Origin of the sequence: Shinella sp. WSJ-2 (assembly GCF_003432075.1) — a bacterium.
Lineage (GTDB): Bacteria > Pseudomonadota > Alphaproteobacteria > Rhizobiales > Rhizobiaceae > Shinella.
The window spans coordinates 435,883-459,181 of record NZ_QWBU01000001.1; the positions used below are offsets into that span (position 1 = coordinate 435,883).

Annotated in this window: 21 protein-coding genes; 10 read left to right on the forward strand and 11 right to left on the reverse strand. The window is 63.1% G+C overall.

The genetic code is table 11. The annotated features are described in order from the left end of the window. Positions 1-7 precede the first annotated feature (7 nt). The gene (locus D0Y60_RS02155; RefSeq protein WP_117366486.1) at positions 8-499 is read right to left on the reverse strand and encodes an anthrone oxygenase family protein; all 492 of its coding nucleotides are present in this window, start codon (positions 497-499) and stop codon (positions 8-10) included. A 2-nt stretch (positions 500-501) separates the two neighbouring features. Then, positions 502-1,320: an NAD(P)H-binding protein gene (locus D0Y60_RS02160; protein ID WP_117366487.1), complete on the reverse strand. Its 819-nt coding sequence runs from the start codon at positions 1,318-1,320 to the stop codon at positions 502-504. 98 nt (positions 1,321-1,418) lie between these two features. Here D0Y60_RS02160 and D0Y60_RS02165 point away from each other — a divergent pair, with 98 nt between their 5' ends. Then, on the forward strand, positions 1,419-2,027 hold the full coding sequence (locus D0Y60_RS02165) for a TetR/AcrR family transcriptional regulator (protein ID WP_117366488.1): 609 nt from the start codon (positions 1,419-1,421) through the stop codon (positions 2,025-2,027). Between the two features lie 9 nt (positions 2,028-2,036). On the opposite strand, the gene D0Y60_RS02170 is transcribed toward D0Y60_RS02165, so the two are convergent. Next, the gene (locus D0Y60_RS02170; protein WP_117366489.1) at positions 2,037-3,134 is read right to left on the reverse strand and encodes a hypothetical protein; all 1,098 of its coding nucleotides are present in this window, start codon (positions 3,132-3,134) and stop codon (positions 2,037-2,039) included. Positions 3,135-3,311: 177 nt separating this feature from the next. Here D0Y60_RS02170 and D0Y60_RS02175 point away from each other — a divergent pair, with 177 nt between their 5' ends. Further along, positions 3,312-4,100, forward strand: coding sequence for a DUF1194 domain-containing protein (locus tag D0Y60_RS02175; RefSeq protein ID WP_117366490.1), 789 nt, complete (start codon positions 3,312-3,314; stop codon positions 4,098-4,100). A 408-nt stretch (positions 4,101-4,508) separates the two neighbouring features. Next, positions 4,509-5,702 (forward strand): aromatic ring-hydroxylating dioxygenase subunit alpha, encoded by a 1,194-nt coding sequence (locus D0Y60_RS02180; protein WP_117366491.1) that lies wholly within the window; start codon positions 4,509-4,511, stop codon positions 5,700-5,702. 7 nt (positions 5,703-5,709) lie between these two features. On the opposite strand, the gene D0Y60_RS02185 is transcribed toward D0Y60_RS02180, so the two are convergent. Together D0Y60_RS02185 and D0Y60_RS02190 are read right to left on the reverse strand one after the other, a co-directional pair. Beyond that, positions 5,710-6,780: a D-alanyl-D-alanine carboxypeptidase family protein gene (locus tag D0Y60_RS02185; RefSeq protein WP_117366492.1), complete on the reverse strand. Its 1,071-nt coding sequence runs from the start codon at positions 6,778-6,780 to the stop codon at positions 5,710-5,712. 201 nt (positions 6,781-6,981) lie between these two features. Continuing rightward, a complete protein-coding gene (locus D0Y60_RS02190) occupies positions 6,982-8,397 on the reverse strand; it encodes an aminotransferase (RefSeq protein WP_117366493.1) in 1,416 nt (471 codons plus the stop codon). Between the two features lie 234 nt (positions 8,398-8,631). Between D0Y60_RS02190 and D0Y60_RS02195 the strand changes: the two genes are divergently transcribed. The 3 genes from D0Y60_RS02195 (at position 8,632) to D0Y60_RS02205 (ending at position 11,589) form a co-directional block, all read left to right on the forward strand. Further along, positions 8,632-9,549 (forward strand): ABC transporter permease, encoded by a 918-nt coding sequence (locus D0Y60_RS02195; RefSeq protein ID WP_117366494.1) that lies wholly within the window; start codon positions 8,632-8,634, stop codon positions 9,547-9,549. After that, on the forward strand, positions 9,546-10,370 hold the full coding sequence (locus D0Y60_RS02200) for an ABC transporter permease (RefSeq protein WP_117366495.1): 825 nt from the start codon (positions 9,546-9,548) through the stop codon (positions 10,368-10,370). The genes D0Y60_RS02195 and D0Y60_RS02200 overlap by 4 nt, the downstream gene beginning before the upstream one ends. A 124-nt stretch (positions 10,371-10,494) precedes the next feature. Continuing rightward, entirely contained in the window at positions 10,495-11,589 is a 1,095-nt protein-coding gene (locus D0Y60_RS02205; RefSeq protein ID WP_117367040.1) for an ABC transporter ATP-binding protein, read from the forward strand. 155 nt (positions 11,590-11,744) lie between these two features. Here D0Y60_RS02205 and D0Y60_RS02210 read toward each other — a convergent pair whose 3' ends face one another. The 4 genes from D0Y60_RS02210 to D0Y60_RS02225 form a co-directional block, all read right to left on the reverse strand. Then, entirely contained in the window at positions 11,745-11,933 is a 189-nt protein-coding gene (locus tag D0Y60_RS02210; protein ID WP_117366496.1) for a hypothetical protein, read from the reverse strand. 163 nt (positions 11,934-12,096) lie between these two features. Then, complete coding sequence (locus tag D0Y60_RS02215; protein ID WP_117366497.1) at positions 12,097-13,179, reverse strand: ABC transporter substrate-binding protein; 1,083 nt, start codon at positions 13,177-13,179, stop codon at positions 12,097-12,099. Positions 13,180-13,208: 29 nt separating this feature from the next. After that, a complete protein-coding gene (locus D0Y60_RS02220; protein WP_117367042.1) occupies positions 13,209-13,874 on the reverse strand; it encodes a TetR family transcriptional regulator C-terminal domain-containing protein in 666 nt (221 codons plus the stop codon). A 41-nt stretch (positions 13,875-13,915) separates the two neighbouring features. Continuing rightward, positions 13,916-14,734 (reverse strand): class I SAM-dependent methyltransferase, encoded by an 819-nt coding sequence (locus D0Y60_RS02225; RefSeq protein WP_117366498.1) that lies wholly within the window; start codon positions 14,732-14,734, stop codon positions 13,916-13,918. Positions 14,735-14,897: 163 nt separating this feature from the next. On the opposite strand from D0Y60_RS02225, the gene D0Y60_RS02230 reads away from it, so the two are divergent. The 4 genes from D0Y60_RS02230 to D0Y60_RS02245 are packed head-to-tail and all read left to right on the forward strand — an operon-like array spanning position 14,898 to position 19,535. Continuing rightward, positions 14,898-16,517, forward strand: a complete 1,620-nt coding sequence (locus tag D0Y60_RS02230; RefSeq protein WP_117366499.1) for an NAD(P)/FAD-dependent oxidoreductase — start codon at positions 14,898-14,900, stop codon at positions 16,515-16,517. Continuing rightward, positions 16,504-18,060: an NAD(P)/FAD-dependent oxidoreductase gene (locus D0Y60_RS02235; RefSeq protein WP_117366500.1), complete on the forward strand. Its 1,557-nt coding sequence runs from the start codon at positions 16,504-16,506 to the stop codon at positions 18,058-18,060. Before D0Y60_RS02230 ends, D0Y60_RS02235 begins: the two co-directional genes overlap by 14 nt. Next, positions 18,057-19,289: an aminomethyltransferase family protein gene (locus tag D0Y60_RS02240; RefSeq protein WP_117366501.1), complete on the forward strand. Its 1,233-nt coding sequence runs from the start codon at positions 18,057-18,059 to the stop codon at positions 19,287-19,289. Before D0Y60_RS02235 ends, D0Y60_RS02240 begins: the two co-directional genes overlap by 4 nt. Next, positions 19,290-19,535 (forward strand): hypothetical protein, encoded by a 246-nt coding sequence (locus tag D0Y60_RS02245; RefSeq protein WP_117366502.1) that lies wholly within the window; start codon positions 19,290-19,292, stop codon positions 19,533-19,535. On the opposite strand, the gene D0Y60_RS02250 is transcribed toward D0Y60_RS02245, so the two are convergent. Together D0Y60_RS02250 and D0Y60_RS02255 are read right to left on the reverse strand one after the other, a co-directional pair. After that, entirely contained in the window at positions 19,527-20,150 is a 624-nt protein-coding gene (locus D0Y60_RS02250; protein ID WP_117366503.1) for a TetR family transcriptional regulator, read from the reverse strand. The two genes, D0Y60_RS02245 and D0Y60_RS02250, sit on opposite strands and share 9 nt — an antisense overlap. 6 nt (positions 20,151-20,156) lie before the next feature. Next, complete coding sequence (locus D0Y60_RS02255) at positions 20,157-23,294, reverse strand: efflux RND transporter permease subunit (protein ID WP_117366504.1); 3,138 nt, start codon at positions 23,292-23,294, stop codon at positions 20,157-20,159. Positions 23,295-23,299: the final 5 nt, after the last annotated feature.

Sequence of the window (23,299 nt, forward strand, 5' to 3'; positions counted from 1 at the left end):
CGGCCTTTTAGCCCAGCTGTGCGCTTTGGCGGAAGGCCAGCGCCAAGAGCGCCACCGCAGCAAGCGAGCCCAGTGTGCGGACGTGGTTCCACATCACCCAGACATCGAGATAACGCTGCCAGAGCGTCGCCTGCTCCGCGCTGCCAGCGGGGGCCGCAGCAAGCGCATCGTTGAGCGGGACGTTGAAGACAGCGGTCACGCCAAAGACCGCGACGAGAAAGACGACCCCGCCCGCCGCCGCCATCAGCCCCGCCGCCCCGCCCTGCATGTAGCCAATGACCGCGAGGACGAGCGACAGCAGCGTCGCGCCGAAAAAGGCTGAGAAGAACAGTGGGTTCTGGATGACCGCGTTGATCGCATTCATCGCCGCCGCACCTTCGGCCGGCGACAGGCGCGCAAAGGCCGCCATGATGCAGACGGAGAAGATGAAGAACAGGCCCGCATTGAGCGCCGTCGCGAGAATGGCGAGGAAGGTCAGGATCGGAAACAGGCTTGCCATGATCAGGTCCTCCAGAAACCGGTTGCCGCCACATCGCGGGCAAAATCGGCAAAATCGCGCGGCGGGCGGCCGAGCACGCGGAGAATATCGTCGCTCAGGCGTTCGTTGCGGCCGTCGAGCACCGAGCCGAAGAGATAGCTGACAAGCCAGATGACGTCTTCCGGCATCTGCGCGTCCCGCAACATCTCCGCATAGGCATCGATCGTGACGGGCGTATAGGTGACCGCACGCTCACCCGCTGTGGCAAACTCCGCCACGGCCTGCGAAAACGTCATCAGCCGCGGGCCGGTCAGTTCGTAGGCCTTGCCGGCATGCCCCTCCTCCGTCAGCGCCGCGACGGCCATGTCTGCGACATCGGCCGTATCGACGAAGGGTTCGCGCACCGTAGCCAAGGGCAGAACGAGTTCACCGGCAAGGATCGGTTCGGCAAACAGGCCCTCGCTGAAATTCTGGAAGAACCAGCTGCCGCGCAGCACCGTCCATGCGACGCCCGCCCCCTTCATCGCCTCCTCGCTGACCTCGGCCGCATCCTCGCCTCGGCCGGAGAGCAGCACGAGGCGCTGGACACCGGCTTCGGCCGCAAGGCGCGAGACAAGGCGAATATCGTCGTCGGAGCCTGGCACCGCGAGATCAGGTTGATAGGCGATATACACGGCATCCACGCCCGCAAGAGCTGCGGGCCAACCGGACGCATCGCGCCAGTCGAACGGGATCGCTGCCGAGCGCGAGCCGATCCGCACCTCATATCCCCTTGCCCGCAGCCGCTCGACCACGGGACGCCCGGTTTTGCCTTCGCCACCCAGAACCAGAATACGTTTCATCTCTAACCCTCCAAAATGTGAGCATTACTCATATTTGCAAAATGTGAGGAATCCTCGTATTTGTCAAGCGTGATTTGCGACGACCTCTGGAGACAGCGATGAACGACATGCAGATGCGCCGCGCGCCGAGCCAGAAGCGCAGCCGCGAGCGGGTGGATGCCATCCTTGCCAATGCGACGGAGATGATTGCGCAAACGGGCAGCGATGCACTGCGCATGAGCGAGCTTGCCCAGCGCACAGGCATTTCGATCGGTTCGCTCTACCAGTACTTTCCCGACAAGAGCGCCGTCGTGCATGCGCTCGCCGAACGCTGCAACGAGGAAAGCCGCGCCTGCATCGCCGAGGGCCTGTCCACCGTCTCCAGCATGGAGGATCTCGCCGCCGCCTTCGGCGCGCTGATCGACACCTATTACGCGATCTTCCTCGCCGAGCCCGTCATTCGCGACATCTGGTCGGCCGTGCAGGCAGACGGCGCTTTACGGGCGATGGAAGTAGAGGAAAGCCGCCGCAACGGCGCCCTGCTTGGCGCGCGGCTGAAGGCGCTGCGGCCGGCGGCCGATCTTGCAAAAATCGACGCGACCGCGCTACTCGTCATGCATCTCGGCGAAGCCACGATGCGGCTTGCCGTCTCCGTCGAGCGGACGGAGGGCGATGCGCTGGTCGAGGCCTACAAGCGCATGGCGATCCGGGACCTGACGGCGCTGTAGGACGAAGCTTTATAGGGCGGCGCGGCGCTGCTCCAGCACCTCCGCCGCTTCCAGCAGCGTGGCGAAAAGATAGGAAATCCGGTCGCTGCGCGTCTCGCCATACCAGATCTGCGGCACCATCACGCGGAAGCGGCTTTCGAGCAGATCGGCCAGCGCCGGCGTGTCGCCCATCCATTCCAGCGCATCGGCATAGAGGTTCATCACGCTCGGCGCGGGAAAACGCACCAACAGGTCTTCGAAGCCGCGCTTCACCAGATCGGGATCGCACAGCGTATCGGCAAGCTCGTGGTTGCCGACATCGGTATTGGCCTGCTGGATCAGCGCATAAAAACCCATCCCGAAACGGTCCTCGGTCAGCTTGGCCGCGCGGCGTGCAAAATCCTCGAGATCCCGTTCATCCCGGCCGAGCCAGCGCGGCATGATCATGCGGGCATGAGCGCGGCACAGATCGATATTGTAGCGATCGAGCAGCCAGACGCGCTCGAAACGCGCCTTGAATGTCTCGAAACTGCCCGCGTTGGCCGAGCGGCGGTAATCGCTCATCCGCCAGCTGAAATCATTCGGATCGGCATGACTGTCGAGCACCGCGTCCGCCTCCTTCAGCAGCGCCTCATGGCCCTTCCACTGGTCGGCTCTGACGTCCCGACCCCAGCCGGTGCCGCGCCGCACGAAGGCCGTGACGCGCAGCGCATCGGCATAGGTGGCAGCGGAAAACGCGGACGGACTGCGCTCGAAAAACGCCCGGAAAGGCGCGAGCCCGTCCTCATGTGCCTGGGCCGCCTCTTCCTCGTCGGGCAGCTCGCTGAAGGGCTCCAGGAACCAGTCCCGCACCAGCGAATAGAGCGGCTTGCCGTTTTCCGCGATGATACCGCTCGCCCGCGCCGCCTCGAAAGCCCGCTGGTAGGCCACGAAATCGCCGTTCCGCCAGGCGGCACGCATGGCGTCACGCTGCGGGATGAGGGTCGGGATTTCGTCATGGAGCTCGACGAGGGAGAGGTCGTAGTCGCGAACAAGTCGTTCTTCGTCGGAAAGTGGCCCGGATGGGGCGACCGGTGCACGGCCGAAAATCCGGCTCCCAAGACCTGCGAGAATAGTCTTGAACCCCATGTCGCTCCACTCTCCCGGGCAAGGCCCATCTGCCCCGCAATTCCTGGGGTACACAGGCAGACGGCTGCCATCCGGCCGCTATTCGCCGCCATCACCGTTTTTTGAAGACGGGCCGCTCTTTCCCAGCCGCGCGCGTGCTACATTTGACGATGGCAAATGCATGGATGGGTGACGGTCATGTTGACGATGCTTGCCTTGCTGATGAGCCTGACATCCGGCACCACGCTCGCCGCTTCCGGAGAGGAGGTCGACGTGGAGCTGGTCCTGGCGGTCGATGTGTCCGGGTCGATGGATATCGAGGAGGCACAGATCCAGCGCGCCGGCTATGTCGATGCGCTGCGCCACGCCGAATTCATCAATGCCGTGCGCGACGGGCTGACCGGCCGCATCGCCATCACCTATTTCGAGTGGGCCGGCACCGTCCGCGACAGCTCGCACATTCCCTGGCAGATCATCTCGGGCCCAGACGACGCCAATGCCTTCGCTGCCCTGCTGGAGGCCCGCCCGATCGCCACGCGCCGCGGCACCTCCATTTCCAGCGCCATCGCCTATGGCGCAAAGCTCTTCGATGCCAACAGCTATTCCGGCATGCGCCGCGTCATCGACATCTCCGGCGACGGCCCGAACAATTTCGGTCTGCCCGTCACGCCGGCGCGCGATGCCGCCAATGCGCTCGGCATCATCATCAACGGCCTCGCCATCATGATCCGTCCGTCGGCCGCCTATGGCTCGCTGGACGATTATTATTCTAACTGCGTCATCGGCGGACCCGGCGCCTTCGTGCTGCCGGTGCAGGAACCGGAGGATTTCGCCATCGCCATTCGCCGCAAGCTGATCCTCGAAGTGAGCGGCGCAGAACCGCCCGCGCGCATCCTGCGGGCCGCCGGAAGCGATGTCGATTGCCTGATCGGCGAGCGGCTGCGCCCGAGCAACATGGACCGCTACTACCCCGAACTCGATCGCTAAAGCTTGTCAGGAAAAAGTGGGAACCGGTTTTCCGAAAAGACAAACGAAAACAGAGAAACCTAGAGCCTGTCCCAGCAAAAACAGCGCCCTTGACGCCCCGTCCGCCGTTGCCGCGACCATCGCAACATCCACCGCGGCCCCTCGCAGGCCGGCGCCTTCCATATCGGCTTTGGCGGGGACCATGGCCGGGTGGTCATCACGACTGGGGCAACTCGGTCAACAAGCACGTCAAGGCCTGCCATTAAGCGGGGTCGCCATCCCGGCCTTCGCAGGAAAATCTCCCTTCCCCGGTCGCCTTGTGACAGGGGTTTTCACTATTGAAAAACGCCCTGGTTTCGCAAGCTATTCCTTTTGAACGAAAATCGTGCTTATATTGAATGAACGTTCAGCAAAATAATGGGGAGCGACATGAACGAGATGATCCGCGATATCAGCATTCCCAACGATTGGGACCGGAGCGGACTTCCCGGCTGGTGTTATCACAGCCCCGCGCTTCTGGAGCTGGAGAAGCAGCATGTCTTTCGCGAGCACTGGCAGATCGCCTGCCATGTCTCCGACATTCCCGAACCCGGCAACTACCTCACCATGGATGTCGTCGGAGAGCGTGCACTGATCCTGCGCGGACAGGACGGCACGGTGCGCGCCTTCCACAATATCTGCCGTCATCGCGGCTCCCGCCTGGTGGCGGACGAGACGGGGAGCTGCCGCAACGCGCTGGTCTGTCCGTTCCACGGCTGGGTCTACAATCTCGACGGCACGCTGCGTGGCGCTGCCCGCCCTCGCAGTTTCCCGCCGCTCGACAAGGACGAGTTCGCGCTGAAATCGCTGGAATGCGAGGTCTGGCAAGGTTTTGTCTTCATCCGCTTCGCCCCTGGCCCCCAGCCCTCCGTCGCCGAAGTGATGAAGCCCTTCGAAGCCGAGCTGTCCCACTACCGATCCGAAGAGATGATCCCGACCGGCGGCATCTGGACACAGGAAACACCCGTCAACTGGAAATCCGTGCGCGACGTCGACAACGAGGGCTATCACGTCGCCATGGCCCATCCCGCGCTGCAGGACCTCTACGGCTCGACCTACTACGACGAGCCCTTCGTCGATGGGCTCTGCCGGTCGTTTGCGACCTACAATCCACATGCCGGTCGCCGCTGGAGCGTGCGCAACTACGTGAAGATTTCCCCCGAGAATACGACGCTGCCGGAGCGTCTGCGCAAGGCCTGGATCTATTTCGGCCTTTTCCCGAACTGCGTCATCGCGGTGACGCCGGAAACCATCCAGTTCTATCAGGAATTCCCGCTTGCCATTGGCAAGACCATGCTGCGCGGCGGCATCTACCGCTACCGCAAGGAAGACCGCGCCCACCGGCTCGCCCGCTACCTCGCCTTCCGCATCGACCGCGACACGCAGGCCGAAGACGTGCAGCTCACCGTCTGGTCAAACGAGGCGATGACGTCGAACGCCTTCGCCGGCTTCTACCTCTCCGACCTCGAATATGGCGTGCGCACCCATCACGACCACCTGCGCAAGGTGCTGCCGGTCATGACGCTGAAGGAAGCCCCGGACGAGAAGGCGATGGCAGACGCCAACAGCGGCCTCAAAAGCTGAGCAGGCCTTATGAAGGGCGCGGCTTCGGCAGCGGCACGTCCTTCACCGTTTCATCTACCCATGTCTTGATGGTGTGGACCTGCTCGGCGATGCGGTCCTTCAGAAAAGTTTCCTGCCCCGGCAGGCCCATCGGATAGAGCGCGTCGCGGCTTGCCTCATAGGCCGCGGCCTTATCGGTGCACAGGCGGATGCGCATGTCTTCCGGCACCGCGCCGACCTTGTTTTGAAGACCCTCGACAGGCCCCGCACCGGTCGGCAAGCGGCCATCGAAGGCCTGCGTCAGATATTGCGCCGAGCGTTCGTTGCGCTCGCGCTCCGTCGTCGCGCCGAGAATGACCACCATCATGCGCCGGCCGCCCCGCGTCGCGAGCCCGACGATGTTGCGGCCGGAGGCACAGATAAAGCCGGTCTTCATGCCGATCGTGCCGCTGAATTGGGTCAGGAGCAGGTTGTTGGACTTGATCTCCTTGCCGTCGATCGTAACAGCGGACGCCTGGAAGAAGCGACGGTAGCCGGGAAACGCCCGGTCCACTTCCATGCCGAGGATCGCGAGATCTCGCGCGGTTGTGTAGTTCGCCTTGTCGAACAGGCCGTTCGGATTGGAAAAATGCGTGCCGGTCAACCCGAGGCGCTCGGCCGTCTTGTTCATCCGCGCGACGAACGCGGCCTGGTCGGGAGCCACGGCTTCGGCGAGCGCGACGGCGACATCATTTGCAGAGGCGGTGATCACGGCATAGAGCGCGTCTTCCAGCGTCATCGCCCGCCCGAGCGTCAGGCCGGACTCCAGGAACGCCTGCTTCGTTGCATTGCGCGTCATCGTCACATGCGTCGACATGGTGACTTCACCGGCCTTCAATGCCTCGAAGACGACGAGCGCCGTCATCAACTTGGTCGTGGAGGCCGGATACCACGGCGCGCCTGCATCTTCCTGGTAGAGCACCTGACGGCTGTCGGCGTCGACGACCAGCACCGGCGTGGCAAGGGCCGGCGCCCCGGTGAAAACCGGTGCCAGCGCGAAAAGCGATGCAAAAAGGGCCTGTCTCCTCCACGGCCGTTCTGCTGTTGTGTCGTTGCTCATATCCATTCTCCGAAGAAGCAGCCCTAATGCCATCATGGGCCGCGTCAGCGCAAGCTTTTGCTGCGGTCGGGCGTCAGCCGGTCGGGCCGCTCCTCCCGCGCCGAACGCAGGCTGAAGGGCGCATAAAAAAGAGGCCCGCTTTCGCGCGCCTCAAATGTTTGGACCGGGGAATGGTCGTTCCAAACAAGCCTTTTGAAGGACTTAGCCCTTCCAGAGCCCCTCCCGGACGAGATCGTCCATGGTGAGTTCAATGCCGCTGCGCAGGATTGCCGTCATGTCGTCGATCTGTGAAAGCGAGATGGTGAGCGGCGGCGACATCACGCACATGTTAATGAGCGGACGCACCAGAAGGCCGAGTTCCTGGCAATGCTTGTCTATACGCTTGCCGACTTCCAGATCGAGCGTCAGCGGATTGTTGCTGACGCGATCGGCGACGCATTCGACGCAGGCCATCAGCCCCAGACCGCGCACCTCGCCGACCAGCGGCAACGCTTCCAGCGCCTTAAGGCCTGCCTGGAAATGGTCCGAGACCGCCCGCGTATGCGCCAGCAGTCCACCTTCGAGAATATCGAGGTTCTTCAGCGCCACCGCGCAGCCCACGGGGTGGCTGGAGTAGGTGAGCCCGTGCGCGAACATCGCCTCGGAATGGTTCGAGCGGCGCAGTTCTTCGAACAGCCGCCCCGCGATCATCACGCCGCCGAGCGGAAAGTAGCCCGAGGTGACCCCCTTGGCGAAGGTGATCATGTCGGGCTCAATGTCGAAAACGTCCTTCGCGGCGAAGACATGCCCGAGCCGGCCGAAGGCCGTCACCACCTCGTCGGCGATGAACAGGATGTCATTGGCGCGGCAAAGGGCGTGCATGCGCTTGAGATAGCCCGGCGGCGGCACGATAACGCCGCCCGAGGCCATGACGGGCTCGGCGATGAAGGCGCCGATATTGTCCGCCCCCTTTTCCTCGATGACCTGCCGGAACTCCTCGACGAGAAAATCGCAGAAGGCGTCGATGCTCATACCGTCAGGCCGGCGGAACGGGTTCGGGCAAGAAAGCTTCACCACCAGCTCGGAAGCGCTGTCCATCCAGTCATGGTCGCGCGGCCGGCCGTTGAGCGAGGCGGAGAGATAGGTCGAGCCGTGATAGCCGCCCTGCCGCGAGACGATCAGCTTCTTCTCCGGCCGGCCCTTCACATTGTTGGCGAACTGCATGAAGCGCAGCGCCGTCTCGACCGCCGAGGAGCCTCCCGTCGTGTAGAAAACGTGGTCGACGCCATCAGGCGCATGACCGGCGAGCCGGGCCGAGAGCACGGCCGACGGCGTGTTGGTCGTGTACCAGGGCGAGTTATAGGAGAGCTCCATGGCCTGCGAGGCCATCACATCGGCAAGCTCGCGGTTGCGATGGCCGGCATTGACGCACCACATGCCGGCGGGGCCGTCGATCAGCTTTCGTCCGGCCGCATCCGTCACATAGATGCCCTCGCCCGACTCGATCCTTCCGCGCGCCTCCGCGCCGATGGAGCCCGAAACCGGCCAGGGCTGCACGAGATGCCGCTCGGCAAGCCGGGTCAGATCGTCGGCCACCTCTTCGACCGGTTCGTTCGCCGTTTTCGGAATTGCCGCCATGTCCCTCTCCATCGATAATTTGCGAAAAGAATCTGCGATCAACAATATGAAAGATCTCGTATTTCCCGATCATATTGAATGTTCGTTCAATCAATATTGCAGAAACAGGGCTTGATTTCAACGGGGATTTGGGCGCATGTTTCGTTTCGGGAACAACGAAGCCGAAAAGGCGACCGCCATGGGAATGGGAAAGCTCACCCTTTATGAAAGTTGTCGTCGCGGGAGCCTTGCCCGATGACGGCGGCGGCGTTCGGACCGATCGCCGAAACATCCTCTCCCTCCAGACGCCGGGCCTGGATGCGGAGCGAAGAGGCCCGTGGCCTCGCCATGATCTCACCGACCTTTCTCTATGCGCTGGCGCTGCTCTTCCTCCCGGTTCTCATCGTCATCGCCTACAGTTTCTGGACCCAGAACTATCTCGAGATCGACCGCACCTTCACGCTGGAAAATTACCGGCAAGCGCTGACGGAACCGATCTACCGCGACCTCTTCGTCCGCTCGCTGTGGATTTCACTGACAGTCAGCGTCGTCACCGTCGTGTTTTCCTATCCAGTCGCCTGGTTCATTTCCTTCCATGGCGGCGTGCACAAGAACCTCTGGCTCTTCCTCATCACCGTGCCCTGCTGGACGAGCTACCTGCTGCGCGTCATGTCGTGGAAGGTCATTCTTGGCTACGGCGGCGTGATGAACACCGGTCTCATTTCGATGGGCCTCATCGACAAGCCGGTGACCTCGCTGCTCTACAATTCCAACGCCGTCGTCATCACGCTGGTGCACAGCTGGGCGGCCTTCGCCATCCTGCCGATCTATGTGTCGCTACAGAAGGTCGACCGTACGCTGATCGAAGCGGCGCGCGATCTCGGCGACAACAGGATCAAGGCCTTCTTCCGCATCACCCTGCCGCTCTCGCTGCCCGGCGTCATCTCCGCCTTTCTGATCGTCATGATTCCAACCGTCGGCGACTACGTCACGCCCCGCCTCGTCGGCGGCAAGGACGGCGTGATGATCGCAACCGCCATCCAGGCGCAGTTCGGCAAGGCCGCCAACTGGCCGCTGGGTGCGGCCCTCTCGGTCACGACCATGGTGCTCGTCTCGCTGTCCGCCGCAGCCGTGGTTCTCGCGCTGAAATTCGCTATCAGGAGGATCAAATGAGCCTCCTCACGCAGCGCCTGCGCTTCATTCCGTTTCTGCCCATCTATGTGGCGCTCTATTTCCTGTTCCTCTACCTGCCGATCCTGCTGCTACCGATCTTCTCCTTCAACAATGCGGCCACCACCACCTTCCCGCTCGCCGGCTTCACGACCAAGTGGTACGCCTCGCTCTCCGGCAATTCGGTGATGCTGGAGGCGGCCTGGAACAGCCTGATTGTCGGCCTGTCCGTCTCGTTGCTGTCGACCATTCTCGGCATCTGCGCGGCCCGCGCCATCACGCGCCACCGCTTTCGCGGCCAACGTGCCGCCGCCGGCCTCATTATGGCGCCGCTCTTCCTGCCGGAGATCATCGTCGCCGTCTCGCTCCTGATGATCGTGCTGGCAATGGGCGTGGAACTATCGCTCGTCACCGTCATCCTCGGCCAGACGGTGTTCTGCGTGCCCTATGCCATGTCGGTGCTGGTTTCGGGCTTCGAGGGCTTCGACCGCAGCCTGGAGGAAGCCTCCTACGATCTCGGCGAAACCGCCATCGGCACGTTCCGCCGCGTGACGCTGCCGGTGGTGGCTCCCGCCATCGTCTCAAGCCTGCTCGTCACCTTCACCATCTCGCTGGACGAGTTCATCCTCGCCTTCTTCCTCTCCGGCACCGAGCCGACGCTGCCGGTCTATATCTGGGGCCAGCTGCGCTTTGCCGCCAAGCTGCCGGGGGTGCTGGCGCTCGGCACGATCATGCTCGTCGTCTCCATCCTGATGCTCACCCTCGCCGAAATCCTGCGCCGCCGTGCCGAACGCCGCACGCAGCTGGCACATGCCCTGCCCTAGAGCCTGTCTGGTTCATCCTGAACCAGACAGGCTCTAGATTTCTTTGTTGTCGTTTGTCTTGTCGGGAAAACCGGTTCCCACTTTTCCCGGACAAACTCTAGGAGTTCTCATGAGCGACCGCGCGATGATCCAGATCGAAAACGTGTCAAAATTCTACGGCATCTACAAGGCGCTCGACGATGTCTCGCTGTCGATTGCCGAAGGTGAATTCTTCTCGCTGCTCGGCCCCTCCGGCTGCGGCAAGACCACGCTCCTGCGCTCCATAGCCGGCTTCGAGAACCCGACGACCGGCGAGATCTATATTGATGGCGTGCCCTCACTGGCTCTGCCGCCGAACAAGCGGCCGACCAATATGGTCTTCCAGAGCTACGCCATCTTCCCGCATCTCGACGTCGCGGAAAACGTTGCCTACGGGCTGAAGCGGCTCAAGCTCTCGCCCGAGGAGGAAAAAAAACGCGTCGGCGATGCGCTCGACATGGTGCGCCTCTCCGGCCTCGGCCGGCGTAAGGCGCATGAACTCTCCGGCGGCCAGCGCCAGCGCGTGGCGCTCGCCCGCGCGCTGGTCATGCGCCCGAAGGTGCTGCTGCTCGACGAGCCGCTGTCGGCTCTCGACAAGAAGCTGCGCGAGGAAATGCAGGTCGAGCTGCGCACGCTGCAGAAGGCCGTCGGCATCACCTTCATCCTCGTCACGCACGATCAGTATGAGGCGCTCGCCCTTTCTGACCGCATCGCCGTGATGTTCGACGGCCGCATCGCGCAGATCGCCACTCCCAAGGAAATCTACCAGCGCCCGCGCACCCGCAAGGTGGCGGATTTCCTCGGCGGGATGAATTTCCTGAAGGCCAAAGTGCTCGGCGAACAGGGCAACGCCGTTTCCATCGATACCGCCCGCTTCGGCGCCGTGCAGCTGGTAAAGCCGCAGGGTTTTGCCACCAGCGACGGCCACGTCACCGTCGGCATCCGCCCGGAGCGCCTGAGGCTCCTGTGGGACGACGACCGCGCGCCGCATGAGCTTGCCGGCCGCATCGAGAACCGCGCCTATTTCGGTGAGGTTACCCATCTGACGGTCGGTATCGATGGGCTGGAACAACCGCTATCGATGGTGGAAACGAACAATTTCGGCGCGGACGACCTGCCGATCGGCGCCGAGATTCGCCTCGCTTATGATCCCGAGGCCTTTGTGCTGCTGGCCGAGGATCCGCCGGTGAGCCGCCTCTGAAGTACATCGCGATCGCTCGGATTCACGCTTTGCTTCCGGACATCTCAGCCGCAAAAGCGGCTGCGCGGTTTTGTATAACCCGCTTTCCGAAAAGCAAAACTCCCGGAAGGCCGGGAGTTTAAGTCAATCGATATCAATATGCGAAAACAACTCACCTATTGATCAAATTCGAATGTTGCCGGTACATAGTCTGCCGGCAAGCCGAGGCGAACACGTTGTCCATCGCACCAGCTTTGCGCATGGGCCTGCATCTTGAAAGATCGTTGCAATTCCTCGCCGTTCTCCATGACAATGACGATCCAGTCGTCCTTGTCACAGATAAGCGTTACAGAGTTTGGCTGCATGGCCGCCCCCTTTCGTTCACTGGGGCGGAAGCTCCTTAACCTTCAGCGGTGGCGCCCGTATCAATTACCACCGATGAAACAATCATACGCTTTTTCCGTCGAATGTCGAATGAAGGGTGTGTGACCCTGCTCCGCCAGGGGGTGACGTCACATGCTGGCATGATCAATAACCCGATTTGATCTTCTCGAATTCGGCGATCATCTTCTGCCGTAGTTCCGTCGGCATCGGCGATTGGAAGAGCGTGTTGGCGACGAAGGTATCGACGTCGGCATAGCCTTTGTCCTTCAGGATCTTCGGATCCACGGCCGCCATGCCCTTGGCATTGGAATGACCATAGCCCCAGCTCTCGACCATATAAGCAGCGACCGCGGGATCGGTGACGGCATTGAGATAATCATAGGCAAGATCTGGGTTCGCTTCGGCCCCCTTCAGGCGCACATAGCCGCAGACCCAGGTCGAAAGGCCTTCCTTGGTGTCCTTTTTGATGGCGACGGGCTGGCTCTCGGCCTGCAGGGTCGTCGCCGTCTCGTTCCAGGCCCAGGCGAGATCGACCTCGCCGCTCGCCATCGCCTGACTGAGGTCCGTGTTGTCGGTCCAGTACAGGCGCACGTTCTTGTGCACTTCGCGCAGGAAGGCGGAGGCCTCCTGGAACTGCGCATCCGTCATCGTCGTCCAGTCCTTCACCCCGATAGCGAGGCTGGCCAGCGCATAGGCGTCATCGACATTGTCGCCGATCGACACGCGATCCTTGAACTTGGGATCGGCGAAGGCCTTGAGCGAGGCGACCTCTTCGGGTTTGACCGTGTCGGTGCGATAGGTCAGCACTGTGTTGCCCCATTCGAAGGGAATGAACCAGGCGGTACCGTCATCCGACGTCATCAGGTTCTTCATCGCCTTGAAATTCGGCAGCACACCGTTCCAGGAGGTGAGCTTGGCCGTGTCGAGCGGCTCCAGAAGCCCCGCCTCGCGCCACTTCACGACACTCTGCGAACAGGGATGCGCCACATCGGCCTTGAAGCCCGAACGCAGCTTCTGGAACGCTTCTTCCTCATCGCCGAAGAAGGAGAAATCCGGCTCGGCGCCGGTCTTTTCGGTATATTTCGGATGGAAGGCCGGGTCCTCATAGCCGGACCAGTCGAAGACGGTCAGGCTATCGGCGGAGAAGGCAGGAAGAGCGGGTCCGAGGGCAAGGACGGTGGCAAGTGCCGCTGTCGTAAGATACCTGGCCGTTTTTGCAGTCGTCATGCCGTTCTCCTTCCCCGTTTTCGGGTTCCCTATTGTGGTTTTGGTCCTTGCAAAGTGAGATGCTTCGGGAAGGCCACGACGACGAAGGCGATGGCCGCTTCCAGCGCCTTTTCCCGCGTCGTGCCGTCGCCCATCATCAGGCGCAGCCACAGGCCTTCCAGCATGGCGCAGAGCGACAGCGCCATCGGTTCCGGTTCGTAATCGTAGCCGCCCTCCGCCTTGAGGTCGGCGCAGAGCGCGATCACCGTTTCCTGGTATTTGACGTCGCGCGCGCCGCACAGCGCCTGATAGGTCGGCCGCGACTTCGCCTCGCCCCAGAAGGCGCACCAGGCGGCAAGCTTGCGCTTCGTGCAGATTTTCCGGTCGAAATCCGCATGCACGATGGCCCACAGGCGGCTGGCGACGCTGGGACCGGCCTTTTCGAGCGCCGAATTCCAGTGGTCGCCATACTCTTCCGACATGAATTGCAGCGTGGCGATGAGCAGGTTTTCCTTACTCTCAAAATGGAAGTTGACGATGCCGCGGGACAGACCCGCACCATCGGCCACATCCGCCAGCGTCGTGTCGGAATAGCCGCGCTTGGCCAGCGAATCGATCGTCGCCTCGATGAGCTGTTGCCGTCTCGTTTCCTTGGACGCCTTGCGGCCCCGCTTCTCGCCGTCACCCGAGCCCTGATCAGCCCCGCCTGCCCGCATCTTCACCGTCACCTTGCCTTTGGGATTCTTCAGCACCACCGTCATGGGCGAATTCCCGCGGCCGGCCTGCTTGCGCGCAGATGAGTGGGACAATGCTCCCCGCTGTCAAGAACCTTCTGCATGGCGGTCCAGGTGCGGATGTTCTTCGCGACATAGGCCTCGCCGACCGCGGCAACGGCGTCCGCATAAAGCGGCCCTTTCAGCCGCTCCAGCTCGCCGCGCGCCACTTCGCGATACCAGGCGTTTCGGCTCTCCGCGATACCATCGGTGAAGCCAGCCTGCGCCATCGCGCGCAGATATCGGCATGAAGATGCCATGCCGAAGCTCAGGCCCTCGGCGGCGATATAATCCTTCATATCGGGGCTCGGTTCGCCGTCATGACCGATCAGCCAGTCAGAGGCGGCAAGCATGCCACCGGGCTTCAGCACCCGGAACAACTCGGCAAACAGCGCCTCCTTGTCCGGCACATGGATCATCGCGTCCTTGGAGAAGACGACATCGAAAGCGCCGTCATCGAAGGGCAGTCGCCCCGGCGAGCTCGCGACAAAATGGGCGACGGACGACAGGACCTGCACGGCCGCAGCCGCCTTCGCCCGCTCGATGACGGGCTGTTCGACATCATAACCGACGATCTCCGCCGGACGGTAGGTCCTGGCGATATGCAGCGTAATGCCGCCGGCGCCGCAGCCGAAATCGAGAATGGACTTGCCCGCGAGATCAATGCCTGCGAGCACGCGATCGACTTCCGCCGGGCCGCCGGGCGAAAGATAGCCCTCGCCCCACATCACGCCGAGGAAGCGGATCGCCGCCTCGTCATATTCCGCTTCCGTCGCTGCACCATTCTCGACTGCCGCCGTCATGGCTTCCCTGCTCTTGCGGCCCCATGGCCGGTGCGCATTCCAATGGATCGAAATTCTAGCGCATAATCAGGCGATTGCAAGATACTTGCTGAATGATCATTCAGAATATCTGGACAACATTTTGCTTTTGATGCAGCTTTTAGAAACAAGGGAGACATCAAAAATGCAAAAGTACGATGCCCTGATCGTCGGTGGCGGCCATAACGGGCTGGTGACGGCCTGTTATCTCCAGCGCGCCGGCCTCAACGTTCTCGTCGTGGAAAAGAACGGCTGGGTCGGCGGCGCGGCCACCAGCCGCGAGCTGACGCCCGGCTTCCTCTATTCCAACTGTTCCTATGTCTGCTCGCTGTTTAGACCGGAGATCATGCGCGATCTCGAACTGCCCAAACACGGCCTGCAGGTGATCTCCTACGAAGGCGGCGCGGTCTTCACCCGCGACGGCGACTACCTTGCCTCCTACCGCGACCACGACAGCCACCGCCGCGAATTCGCCCGCTATTCCAAGCGCGACGCCGAAGCCTACGAGCGCTATGCCCGCGACGTGACGCGCCAGTGCCGTTTCATCCAGCCGCTCCTGATGCGCACCGCGCCCGACCCGTTCGGCTTCCGGCCGCGCGACATTTCCGAGCTGCTCTATCTTGCCAAGAAATTCGGCGAATTCAGCCCGCACGAAATGGCCGAGACGCTGCGCTTCTGGACCATGTCGATCTCCGACTTCCTCGACGAGTATTTCGAGACCGACGTCATCAAGGCCTATCTGGCGCTGTCGGGCATCATCGGCACCGCGCTCGGCCCGATGTCACCCGGCACGGCCTATGTCCTCCTCCATCACTATATGGGCGAGGTTGACGGCTCCGTCGGCGCCTGGGGTTATGCCCGCGGCGGCATGGGTGCGGTGACGCAGGCACTGTCGCGCTCATTCCAGGCCTCCGGCGGCACCATTCGCACGGACGCGGAGGTGTCGAAAATCCTGACACGCGGCGGCCGCACCACCGGCGTCGTGCTGGCCAACGGTGACGAGGTGCGCGCCGATCTCGTCGTCTCCAATGCGGATGTGAAGCGCACCTTCCTGAAGCTCGTCGAAGAGACGGACCTGCCCGGCGATTTCGTCCACCGCGTCAAGCATTTCAAGATGCGCGGCTCCTCGGGCAAGGTGAACATCGCGCTCGACAGCCTGCCGGAATTCCCCGCTTTACCTGAGGGTTCGAACTGCATTCGCGGCGACATGCATTTCACCGACAGTATCGAACGCATGGAACGTGGCTACGACGACTGGAAGGCCGGACGCTGGTCCGCCGATCCCTTCCTCGACATGATGATCCCCACCCTGCTCGACCCAACCATGACCTCGCCCGGCAAACATTTCATGAGCTGCTTCGTGCAATATTGCCCGCCGAAGGTGGAGGGCCGCGACTGGACGGATGCCGACCGCGACGCCTTCGCTGAGACCGTCATCAGCCAGATTGCCGATTATTCGCCCGGTTTCCGCGACCGCATCGTGCATATGGAAGTGCGCACGCCGCGCGAGATCGAGGCGGAAGTCGGCCTGACCGAGGGCAATATCTTCCAGGGCGAGCTCACCTTCGACCAGCTGCTCTTCAACCGACCGGTGCCCGGCTATGCGCAATACCGCAGCCCCATCCACGGGCTCTATATGTGCGGCTCCTCCACTCATCCGGGCGGCGGGGTGATGGGCGCGCCCGGCCGCAACGCCGCCGCCGAAATCCTGCGCGACCTCAAGCGTTCCCCCGAACAGATGAGCAAAGCCCATGACGTCATTTGATGCCATCGTGATCGGCGCCGGCCACAACGGGCTTGCCGCCGCCACCCGCCTCGCCAAAGGCGGCCGCCGCGTCCTGGTGCTGGAGGCGGCAAACGAACCGGGCGGCGCCACCCGCGGCCGCGAATTCGCCCCCGGCTTCCGCTCCGCCGGCCTCGCCCATCTCGTCAACCGGCTGGATGTCGAGGTCGCCAAGGATATCGGCGTCGATCTAAAGGGCTACGAGAACCTGCTGCCGACGACGGTGCTCGACGGTTCCGGCAGGGCGATCACCCTGCACGGCGCTTACGGCGAGAGCATCGACGGCGTCTCCGCCGAGGAACAGGCCGCTTTCGCCGCGATGCGCAAGAAACTGATCTTCCAGGCCGGCATTCTCAAACGCTTCCTGCGCCGCCCGCCGCCGCAGATCGGCGCGGTCTCGCTCGGCGATCTCTCGACGCTCGCCGGCGCCGGCCTCAGCCTGATCCGCAAGGGCCGCAGCGAGGGCCGCGATTTCCTTCGCATGCTCTTGATGAACGTCGCCGACGTCACCGACGAATACCTGACGGACGACCGCCTGAAGGGTCTGCTCGCCTTCGACTCCACGCTCGGCATCCATCTCGGCCCACGCTCGCCGACCTCCCTGCTTGGGCTCTATTACCGTCTGACCGGTGACGTCGCCGGCAGGACGGGCGGGCAATTCGTACCGGTGGGTGGCATGGCGAGCATCGCGCCGGCCTTCCTGCGCGCGGCGGAAAAGGCCGGCGTCACCATCCGTTGCGCGACCCCCGTCGGCCGCATCCTCGCCGATCGAGGTCGCGCCAGCGGCGTCGTTCTCGGCGACGGCACGGAGATCACGGCTCCCGTCGTCGTCTCGGCCGTGCATCCGCAGACGACGTTCCTGCGCCTTGTCGATCCTGCCGAAAGCGGCACCGGCTTCGTGCGCTCGGTGAAGAACGTGCGCAGCCACGGCAATGTCGCAAAGCTCGATCTCGCGCTGGACCGCATCCCCGATTTCACCGGCCTGCCGGTGGAGGCCCGTAACGGCCGCATCGTGCTGGTGCGCTCGAAGGAGCAGGTCGAGACGGCCTTCAACCCGGCGAAGTACGGTGAGTTCTCCCCCGATCCGGTCATGGAAATCACACTTCCCAGCCTCGCCGACCCGTCGCTTGCGCCATCCGGCGCCTGCACGCTCTCCGCACTCGTGCAATATGCGCCCTACCGCCTCAAGGCCGGCTGGGAGCATGGCAAACCGGCCTTCCTCAAGATCGTGCTGGAAACACTGGAGCGCCACGCGCCCGGCATCGGCAAATCGATCCTCGCGGCCAACCTGATGACGCCGGTCGATATCGAGGCGGAATACAATCTGCCCGGAGGCCACTGGCATCATGGCGAATTGCAGGCCGACCAGCTGCTGGTCAACCGCCCGACGGGCGCGGCCTCCGGCTACAAGACGCCGATCGAAGGCCTCTATCTCGCCAGCGCCGGCGCGCATCCGGGCGGCGGTATTTCCGGCCTGCCGGGCTGGAACGCCGCGCGCCACATCCTTTCGGGAGCGACAGCATGAACGCCATGACGAAATCCGCCGCCGACCTGCGCCGCGCCGCCCGCGACCATATCCGTGTGCCCCGCCTGGAAACGCCGTTTCACGACCGGCTGATGGCGATCAGTGAGGTCAACGACTGGTACAACTGGGCCGGCTACAAGGCGCCGCATTCTCTGACCGACGGCGAACTTGAATATTTCGCCATCCGCTCCACTGCAGCATTGTTCGACATCTCGCCCATGGTGAAATACCGCATCACCGGCCCGGATGCGGAACGTTACCTCAATCGCCTGACGCTGCGCGATGTGCGAAAACTCGGCGTCAACCGCGTGCACTACACCGCCTGGTGCGACGACCATGGCCATGTGCTCGACGACGGCACGCTGTTCCGCCTCGGCGTTGAGGAATTCCGCCTCTGCTGCCAGGAACGCCACCTGCCCTGGCTGCTCGACAGCGCCTTCGGCTTCATCGTCGACATCCGAGAGGAGACGGAGGAAATTGCCGGCCTCGCGCTACAGGGACCAACCAGCTACGCCGTGCTGCGCGATGCCGGCTTTGCCGGCATGGAACGGCTGAAACCCTTCGACATCGCGACCTTCCCGCATGAGGGCGGCGAGGTCACGATCTCGCGCACCGGCTTTACCGGCGATCTCGGCTACGAACTGTTCGTGCCGCGCGCCAGGGCGCTCTCGCTCTGGGATCGCCTGTGGACGGCCGGCGCGCTCCATGCCATCCGTGCTATCGGTTACGGCGCACTGAACCAGACCCGCATCGAGGCCGGCTTCATCGTCGCCAATGCGGATTTCATGACGGCCGAGGCGGCCCTGCGCGCCGACCGCGTGCGTATGCCCGACGAAATCGGCCTCGACTGGCTGGTCGATCCGGACAAGCCGAATTTCAACGGCCGCCGCGCCATTCTCGATGCGCGGCGGAATCAGACCCTCAAGCACATCCTGGTTGGCCTTGAAATCGAAGGGAATATTTCTGCCGAGCATGCCATCGTCTATCATCGGCAGAAGCATGAGGCGGGCCTCGTCACAGCCGCGATCTGGTCGCCGACGGCCAAGCGCAACATCGCCATCGCCAGCCTCGAGCGCCCCTACGGCTCGAAATTCACCAATGACCTTTGGGTCGAGATCTACGCCATGCGCGAGCTGAAATACCAGAAGATGATGAAACGGGCGAAGATCGTGCCCCGCCCTTTCGTGAAACTAGCCCGCCGCACGGCCACGCCGCCGGGCCTCAAATAAATGGACGAGGAAACCAGCCGCAACTGGGAGATCATCGCCATGCCATCAGGCGCCGAATGGTCCGGGCGGGCGCGCTATGCGGCGGCGATGTATTTCTGCCAGCGCGGCGACATGGCGCCTGAGGTGCTGGAGATCTACCGCATCTGTTCGCGGCTCGATGCGGAGGATCCGGTGTCCGTCCTGCGGCGTTGGCAGGTCGGCGCGGAATGGATCGCGAAGCTGGAGGCTTTCCGCCGATCAGGTTGACGGCGTGGGCGTCGAATAGGTGGCAAAGAGCCGCCGCAGCGCATCCTTGCCTTCGCTGGCGATATCGAACCGGCGGCCGAACAGCAGCCATTCCGAGCACAGCCCCTTGATGACCCAGCGCAGCATGGAGGCGGCCGAACGGGGTGTCCAGGCATCGCCGAGCTTGCCCTGCCGCTCAGCCTTCACGAAGGCTGCTTCCAGCGCCTGCATATGCTCGTCATCGAGATCGTTCTGCCGCTCGGAGATGACGGCGAATTCGCCGGTGTTGTCGCAGCGGAGCAGAATGGAGAGAATGCGCTGTCGGTGTTCGTCCTCGGCAAGCAGCTCCAGCCATTCGCGGCCGACGCGTTCGAGCACGCCGAAGACATCGGCATTCTCGGCTTCCAGCTCACGGGCGATCAGTTCTTCCTGCGGCATGGGCAAGGAATTGTAGAGCTCCAGCACCAGATCCGCCCGGTTGGCGAAGTGCCAGTAGATGGCGCCGCGGGTGACCCCCGCGGCGCGTGCCACATCCTCCATCGAGGCATGGGCGACACCTTTTTCATAGAAGACCTTTTCGGCCGCCAGCAGGATCTGCTGGCGGGTTTCCTTGGCCTCTGCCTTGGTCCGGCGCATGGCGGCCTACTCCGCCGGGCTGGTTGCAGCCGCAGCCGGCTCCTCCTTCTTTTTCCCGTAGCCGAACAGCTTCATCACGAAGACGAAGAAGATCGGCACGAAGAAGATGGCGAGGATCGTGGCGGTGATCATGCCGCCCATGACGCCCGTGCCGATGGCGCGCTGGCTGCCCGAGCTTGCACCGGTCGCAATGGCGAGCGGCAAAACGCCGAGCGTGAACGCGAGCGACGTCATCAGGATCGGGCGAAAGCGCAGATGGCAGGCCTCGATGGTCGCATCGATCAGCGACTTGCCGCCCTCCATCAGCTCCTTGGCGAACTCGATGATCAGGATCGCGTTCTTCGCCGAAAGGCCGATGATCGCGATCAGGCCCACCTTGAAGTACACGTCGTTCGACATGTCGCGCATGGTGACGGCCAGCACGGCGCCAATCACGCCGAGCGGCACCACGAGGATGACCGCAAACGGGATCGACCAGCTTTCATAGAGCGCCGCAAGGCACAGGAAGACGAGCAGGATCGACAGGCCGACAAGGATCGGCGCCTGCGAACCGGACTGGATTTCCTGCAGCGACTGACCCGTCCACTCGTAGCCGAAGCCCGGCGGCAGCTGGGCGGCGAGCCGCTCCATCTCGGCGATCGCATCACCGGAGGAGAAGCCCGGCTTGGTCTCGCCGCTGAGACGCATGGACGGATAGCCGTTGTAGCCAACCGTCTGCGTCGGTGCCATCATCCACTCCGCGGTCGCAAAGGCCGAGAGCGGAACCATGCCGCCGCTCGAATTGCGCACGTTGAGCTTCAGGAGGTCGGCAACCTGCATGCGTTCGTTCTGGTCCGCCTGAACCGTCACGCGCTGCATGCGCCCGGCATTCGGGAAGTCGTTGACATAGGTCGAGCCGAGATTGGTCGAGATCGTCGAGTTGATATCGGCGAAGGTCACACCGAAGGTGTTGGCCTTCTCGCGATCGATCACGACATTGACCTGCGCCGCATCCGGCATGCCTTCGACGCGCACGCCCGTCACGACATTGCTCTGGGCCGCAAGGCCGATGAGCTGCCCCGTCGCGGCCGAAAGCGCCTGCTGGCCGAGACCGCCACGATCCTGCAGACGGAACGAGAAGCCGCCCGTCGTACCAAGACCCTGGATCGGCGGCGGTGACAGCGCAAAGCTGATCGCATCCTTGATCTGGCTCATCGCCATGCTGGCACGACCGGCGATCGATTGCGCGGCATCTTCAGGCCCGCGCTCGCTCCAGTCCTTCAGCGTCACGAAGGCAAGACCGGCATTCTGACCCGCACCGAAGAACGAGAAGCCGTTGATGCCGACGATCGTGTTGACGGCCTTTTCCTGACCGAAAATCTTCTCGGTCTGGGAGAGCACTTCGTCCGTACGGTGGCCGGTCGCTTCCGAGGGCAGCTGCATCATGACGATGACGAAACCCTGGTCCTCGTCCGGCAGGAACGAGGACGGCAGCTTCATGAACATGTAGCCGAGGCCCGCGAGGATGGCGAGGTAGATCACCATGAAGCGGCCCGTCCGGCGGATCAGCCAGCTGACCGTACCGCTATAGCCGCGCGACGAGCGGTCGAAGCCACGGTTGAACCAGCCGAAGAAACCACGCTTGGTGTGATGGTGCCCCTTCGGAACCTGCTTCAGGAAACTGCCGGCAAGCGCAGGCGTCAGCGATAGCGCGAGGAAGGCCGAGAACAGGATCGAGACGACCATCGTCAGCGAGAACTGCTGGTAGATGACGCCCACGGCGCCGGGGAAGAAGCCCATCGGAATGAACACCGAGGCAAGCACCAGGGTGATGCCGATGACGGCGCCGGTGATCTGCTTCATCGCCTTGCGGGTCGCCTCCTTCGGCGGCAGCCCCTCTTCCGACATGATGCGCTCGACGTTTTCGACGACGATGATCGCATCGTCGACGAGGATGCCGATGGCGAGCACCATGGCGAACATCGTCAGCACGTTGATCGAGAAGCCCATGGCGAGCATCACGGCACAGGTGCCGAGCAGTGCAACGGGAACGACGAGCGTGGGGATGATCGTGTAGCGGATGTTCTGCAGAAACAGGAACATCACGAGGAACACGAGGCCGACGGCTTCGAGCAGCGTGTGCAGAACCTTCTCGATCGACACCTTCACGAAGGGCGACGTGTCATAGGGGATCGAATATTCGAGGCCCGGCGGGAAGAACTTCGACAGTTCGTCCATGCGCGCCTTGATCGCCTCCGAGGTCGCCATGGCGTTCCCGCTCGGCGACAGCTGCACACCGATGGCGGCGGACGGCTTGCCGTTGAGGCGCGTCGAGAACGAATAGGTCTCGCCGCCAACTTCGACACGGGCAACGTCACGCAGGCGAACGGCCGAACCGTCCGCATTGGCACGCAGCACGATAGCGCCGAATTCTTCCGGCGTCGTCAGCTGGCCCTTGATGTTGACCGGGGCCGCGATCTGCTGGGTGATCGGGTTCGGCTGGGCACCGATGGAACCTGCCGCGATCTGGGCGTTCTGCGCCTGTACGGCGGCGGTCACATCAGCCGCCGTCAGGTTGAGGCCGAGCATCTTTGCGGGATCGAGCCAGACACGCATCGAACGCTGGGTCGCGAACAGCTGCGCACGGCCGACGCCGGGCACGCGCTGCACTTCCGAGAGAACGTTGCGGTTGAGATAGTCGCCGAGGCTGATGGCGTCCATCGAGCCGTCGGTAGAGGTCAGCGAGACGATCAGCAGGAAGCCGGAACCGGCTTCCTCGACCTGCACGCCCTGGCGGCGCACGGAATCGGGCAGACGCGGCTCGACGCGGCTGATGCGGTTCTGTACGTCGACCGAAGCCTGCGACGGATCGGTGCCGGGCGCAAAGGTGATGTTGATTTCGGCCGAACCCGAAGCGCTCGAGGTCGATTCGAAATAGAGCATACCTTCCACGCCATTCAGCTCATCCTCGATGAGCTTGGTGACGCTCTGATAGGTGTCCTGCGAGGACGCGCCGGCATAGGAGGTCGAGACCGAAATCTGCGGCGGCGCGACGTTCGGATATTGCGAGATCGGCAAAAGCGGAATGGAGATGGCGCCGGCGATCATGATGAAGATCGCGACCACCCAGGCGAAAATCGGCCTGTCGATAAAGAAACTGGGCATCGTTG

What these genes read in the sequence shown, in the direction of transcription:
- D0Y60_RS02230 (WP_117366499.1), top strand. Translation starts at nt 14,898, where the DNA reads ATGCAAAAGTACGATGCCCTGATCGTCGGTGGCGGCCATAACGGGCTG.
- D0Y60_RS02220 (WP_117367042.1), bottom strand. Translation starts at nt 13,874, where the DNA reads ATGCGGGCAGGCGGGGCTGATCAGGGCTCGGGTGACGGCGAGAAGCGG.
- D0Y60_RS02190 (WP_117366493.1), bottom strand. Translation starts at nt 8,397, where the DNA reads ATGGCGGCAATTCCGAAAACGGCGAACGAACCGGTCGAAGAGGTGGCC.
- D0Y60_RS02250 (WP_117366503.1), bottom strand. Translation starts at nt 20,150, where the DNA reads ATGCGCCGGACCAAGGCAGAGGCCAAGGAAACCCGCCAGCAGATCCTG.
- D0Y60_RS02240 (WP_117366501.1), top strand. Translation starts at nt 18,057, where the DNA reads ATGAACGCCATGACGAAATCCGCCGCCGACCTGCGCCGCGCCGCCCGC.
- D0Y60_RS02185 (WP_117366492.1), bottom strand. Translation starts at nt 6,780, where the DNA reads ATGAGCAACGACACAACAGCAGAACGGCCGTGGAGGAGACAGGCCCTT.
- D0Y60_RS02210 (WP_117366496.1), bottom strand. Translation starts at nt 11,933, where the DNA reads ATGCAGCCAAACTCTGTAACGCTTATCTGTGACAAGGACGACTGGATC.
- D0Y60_RS02200 (WP_117366495.1), top strand. Translation starts at nt 9,546, where the DNA reads ATGAGCCTCCTCACGCAGCGCCTGCGCTTCATTCCGTTTCTGCCCATC.
- D0Y60_RS02235 (WP_117366500.1), top strand. Translation starts at nt 16,504, where the DNA reads ATGACGTCATTTGATGCCATCGTGATCGGCGCCGGCCACAACGGGCTT.
- D0Y60_RS02245 (WP_117366502.1), top strand. Translation starts at nt 19,290, where the DNA reads ATGGACGAGGAAACCAGCCGCAACTGGGAGATCATCGCCATGCCATCA.
- D0Y60_RS02165 (WP_117366488.1), top strand. Translation starts at nt 1,419, where the DNA reads ATGAACGACATGCAGATGCGCCGCGCGCCGAGCCAGAAGCGCAGCCGC.
- D0Y60_RS02180 (WP_117366491.1), top strand. Translation starts at nt 4,509, where the DNA reads ATGAACGAGATGATCCGCGATATCAGCATTCCCAACGATTGGGACCGG.
- D0Y60_RS02155 (WP_117366486.1), bottom strand. Translation starts at nt 499, where the DNA reads ATGGCAAGCCTGTTTCCGATCCTGACCTTCCTCGCCATTCTCGCGACG.
- D0Y60_RS02160 (WP_117366487.1), bottom strand. Translation starts at nt 1,320, where the DNA reads ATGAAACGTATTCTGGTTCTGGGTGGCGAAGGCAAAACCGGGCGTCCC.
- D0Y60_RS02255 (WP_117366504.1), bottom strand. Translation starts at nt 23,294, where the DNA reads ATGCCCAGTTTCTTTATCGACAGGCCGATTTTCGCCTGGGTGGTCGCG.
- D0Y60_RS02195 (WP_117366494.1), top strand. Translation starts at nt 8,632, where the DNA reads ATGACGGCGGCGGCGTTCGGACCGATCGCCGAAACATCCTCTCCCTCC.
- D0Y60_RS02170 (WP_117366489.1), bottom strand. Translation starts at nt 3,134, where the DNA reads ATGGGGTTCAAGACTATTCTCGCAGGTCTTGGGAGCCGGATTTTCGGC.
- D0Y60_RS02225 (WP_117366498.1), bottom strand. Translation starts at nt 14,734, where the DNA reads ATGACGGCGGCAGTCGAGAATGGTGCAGCGACGGAAGCGGAATATGAC.
- D0Y60_RS02175 (WP_117366490.1), top strand. Translation starts at nt 3,312, where the DNA reads ATGTTGACGATGCTTGCCTTGCTGATGAGCCTGACATCCGGCACCACG.
- D0Y60_RS02205 (WP_117367040.1), top strand. Translation starts at nt 10,495, where the DNA reads ATGATCCAGATCGAAAACGTGTCAAAATTCTACGGCATCTACAAGGCG.
- D0Y60_RS02215 (WP_117366497.1), bottom strand. Translation starts at nt 13,179, where the DNA reads ATGACGACTGCAAAAACGGCCAGGTATCTTACGACAGCGGCACTTGCC.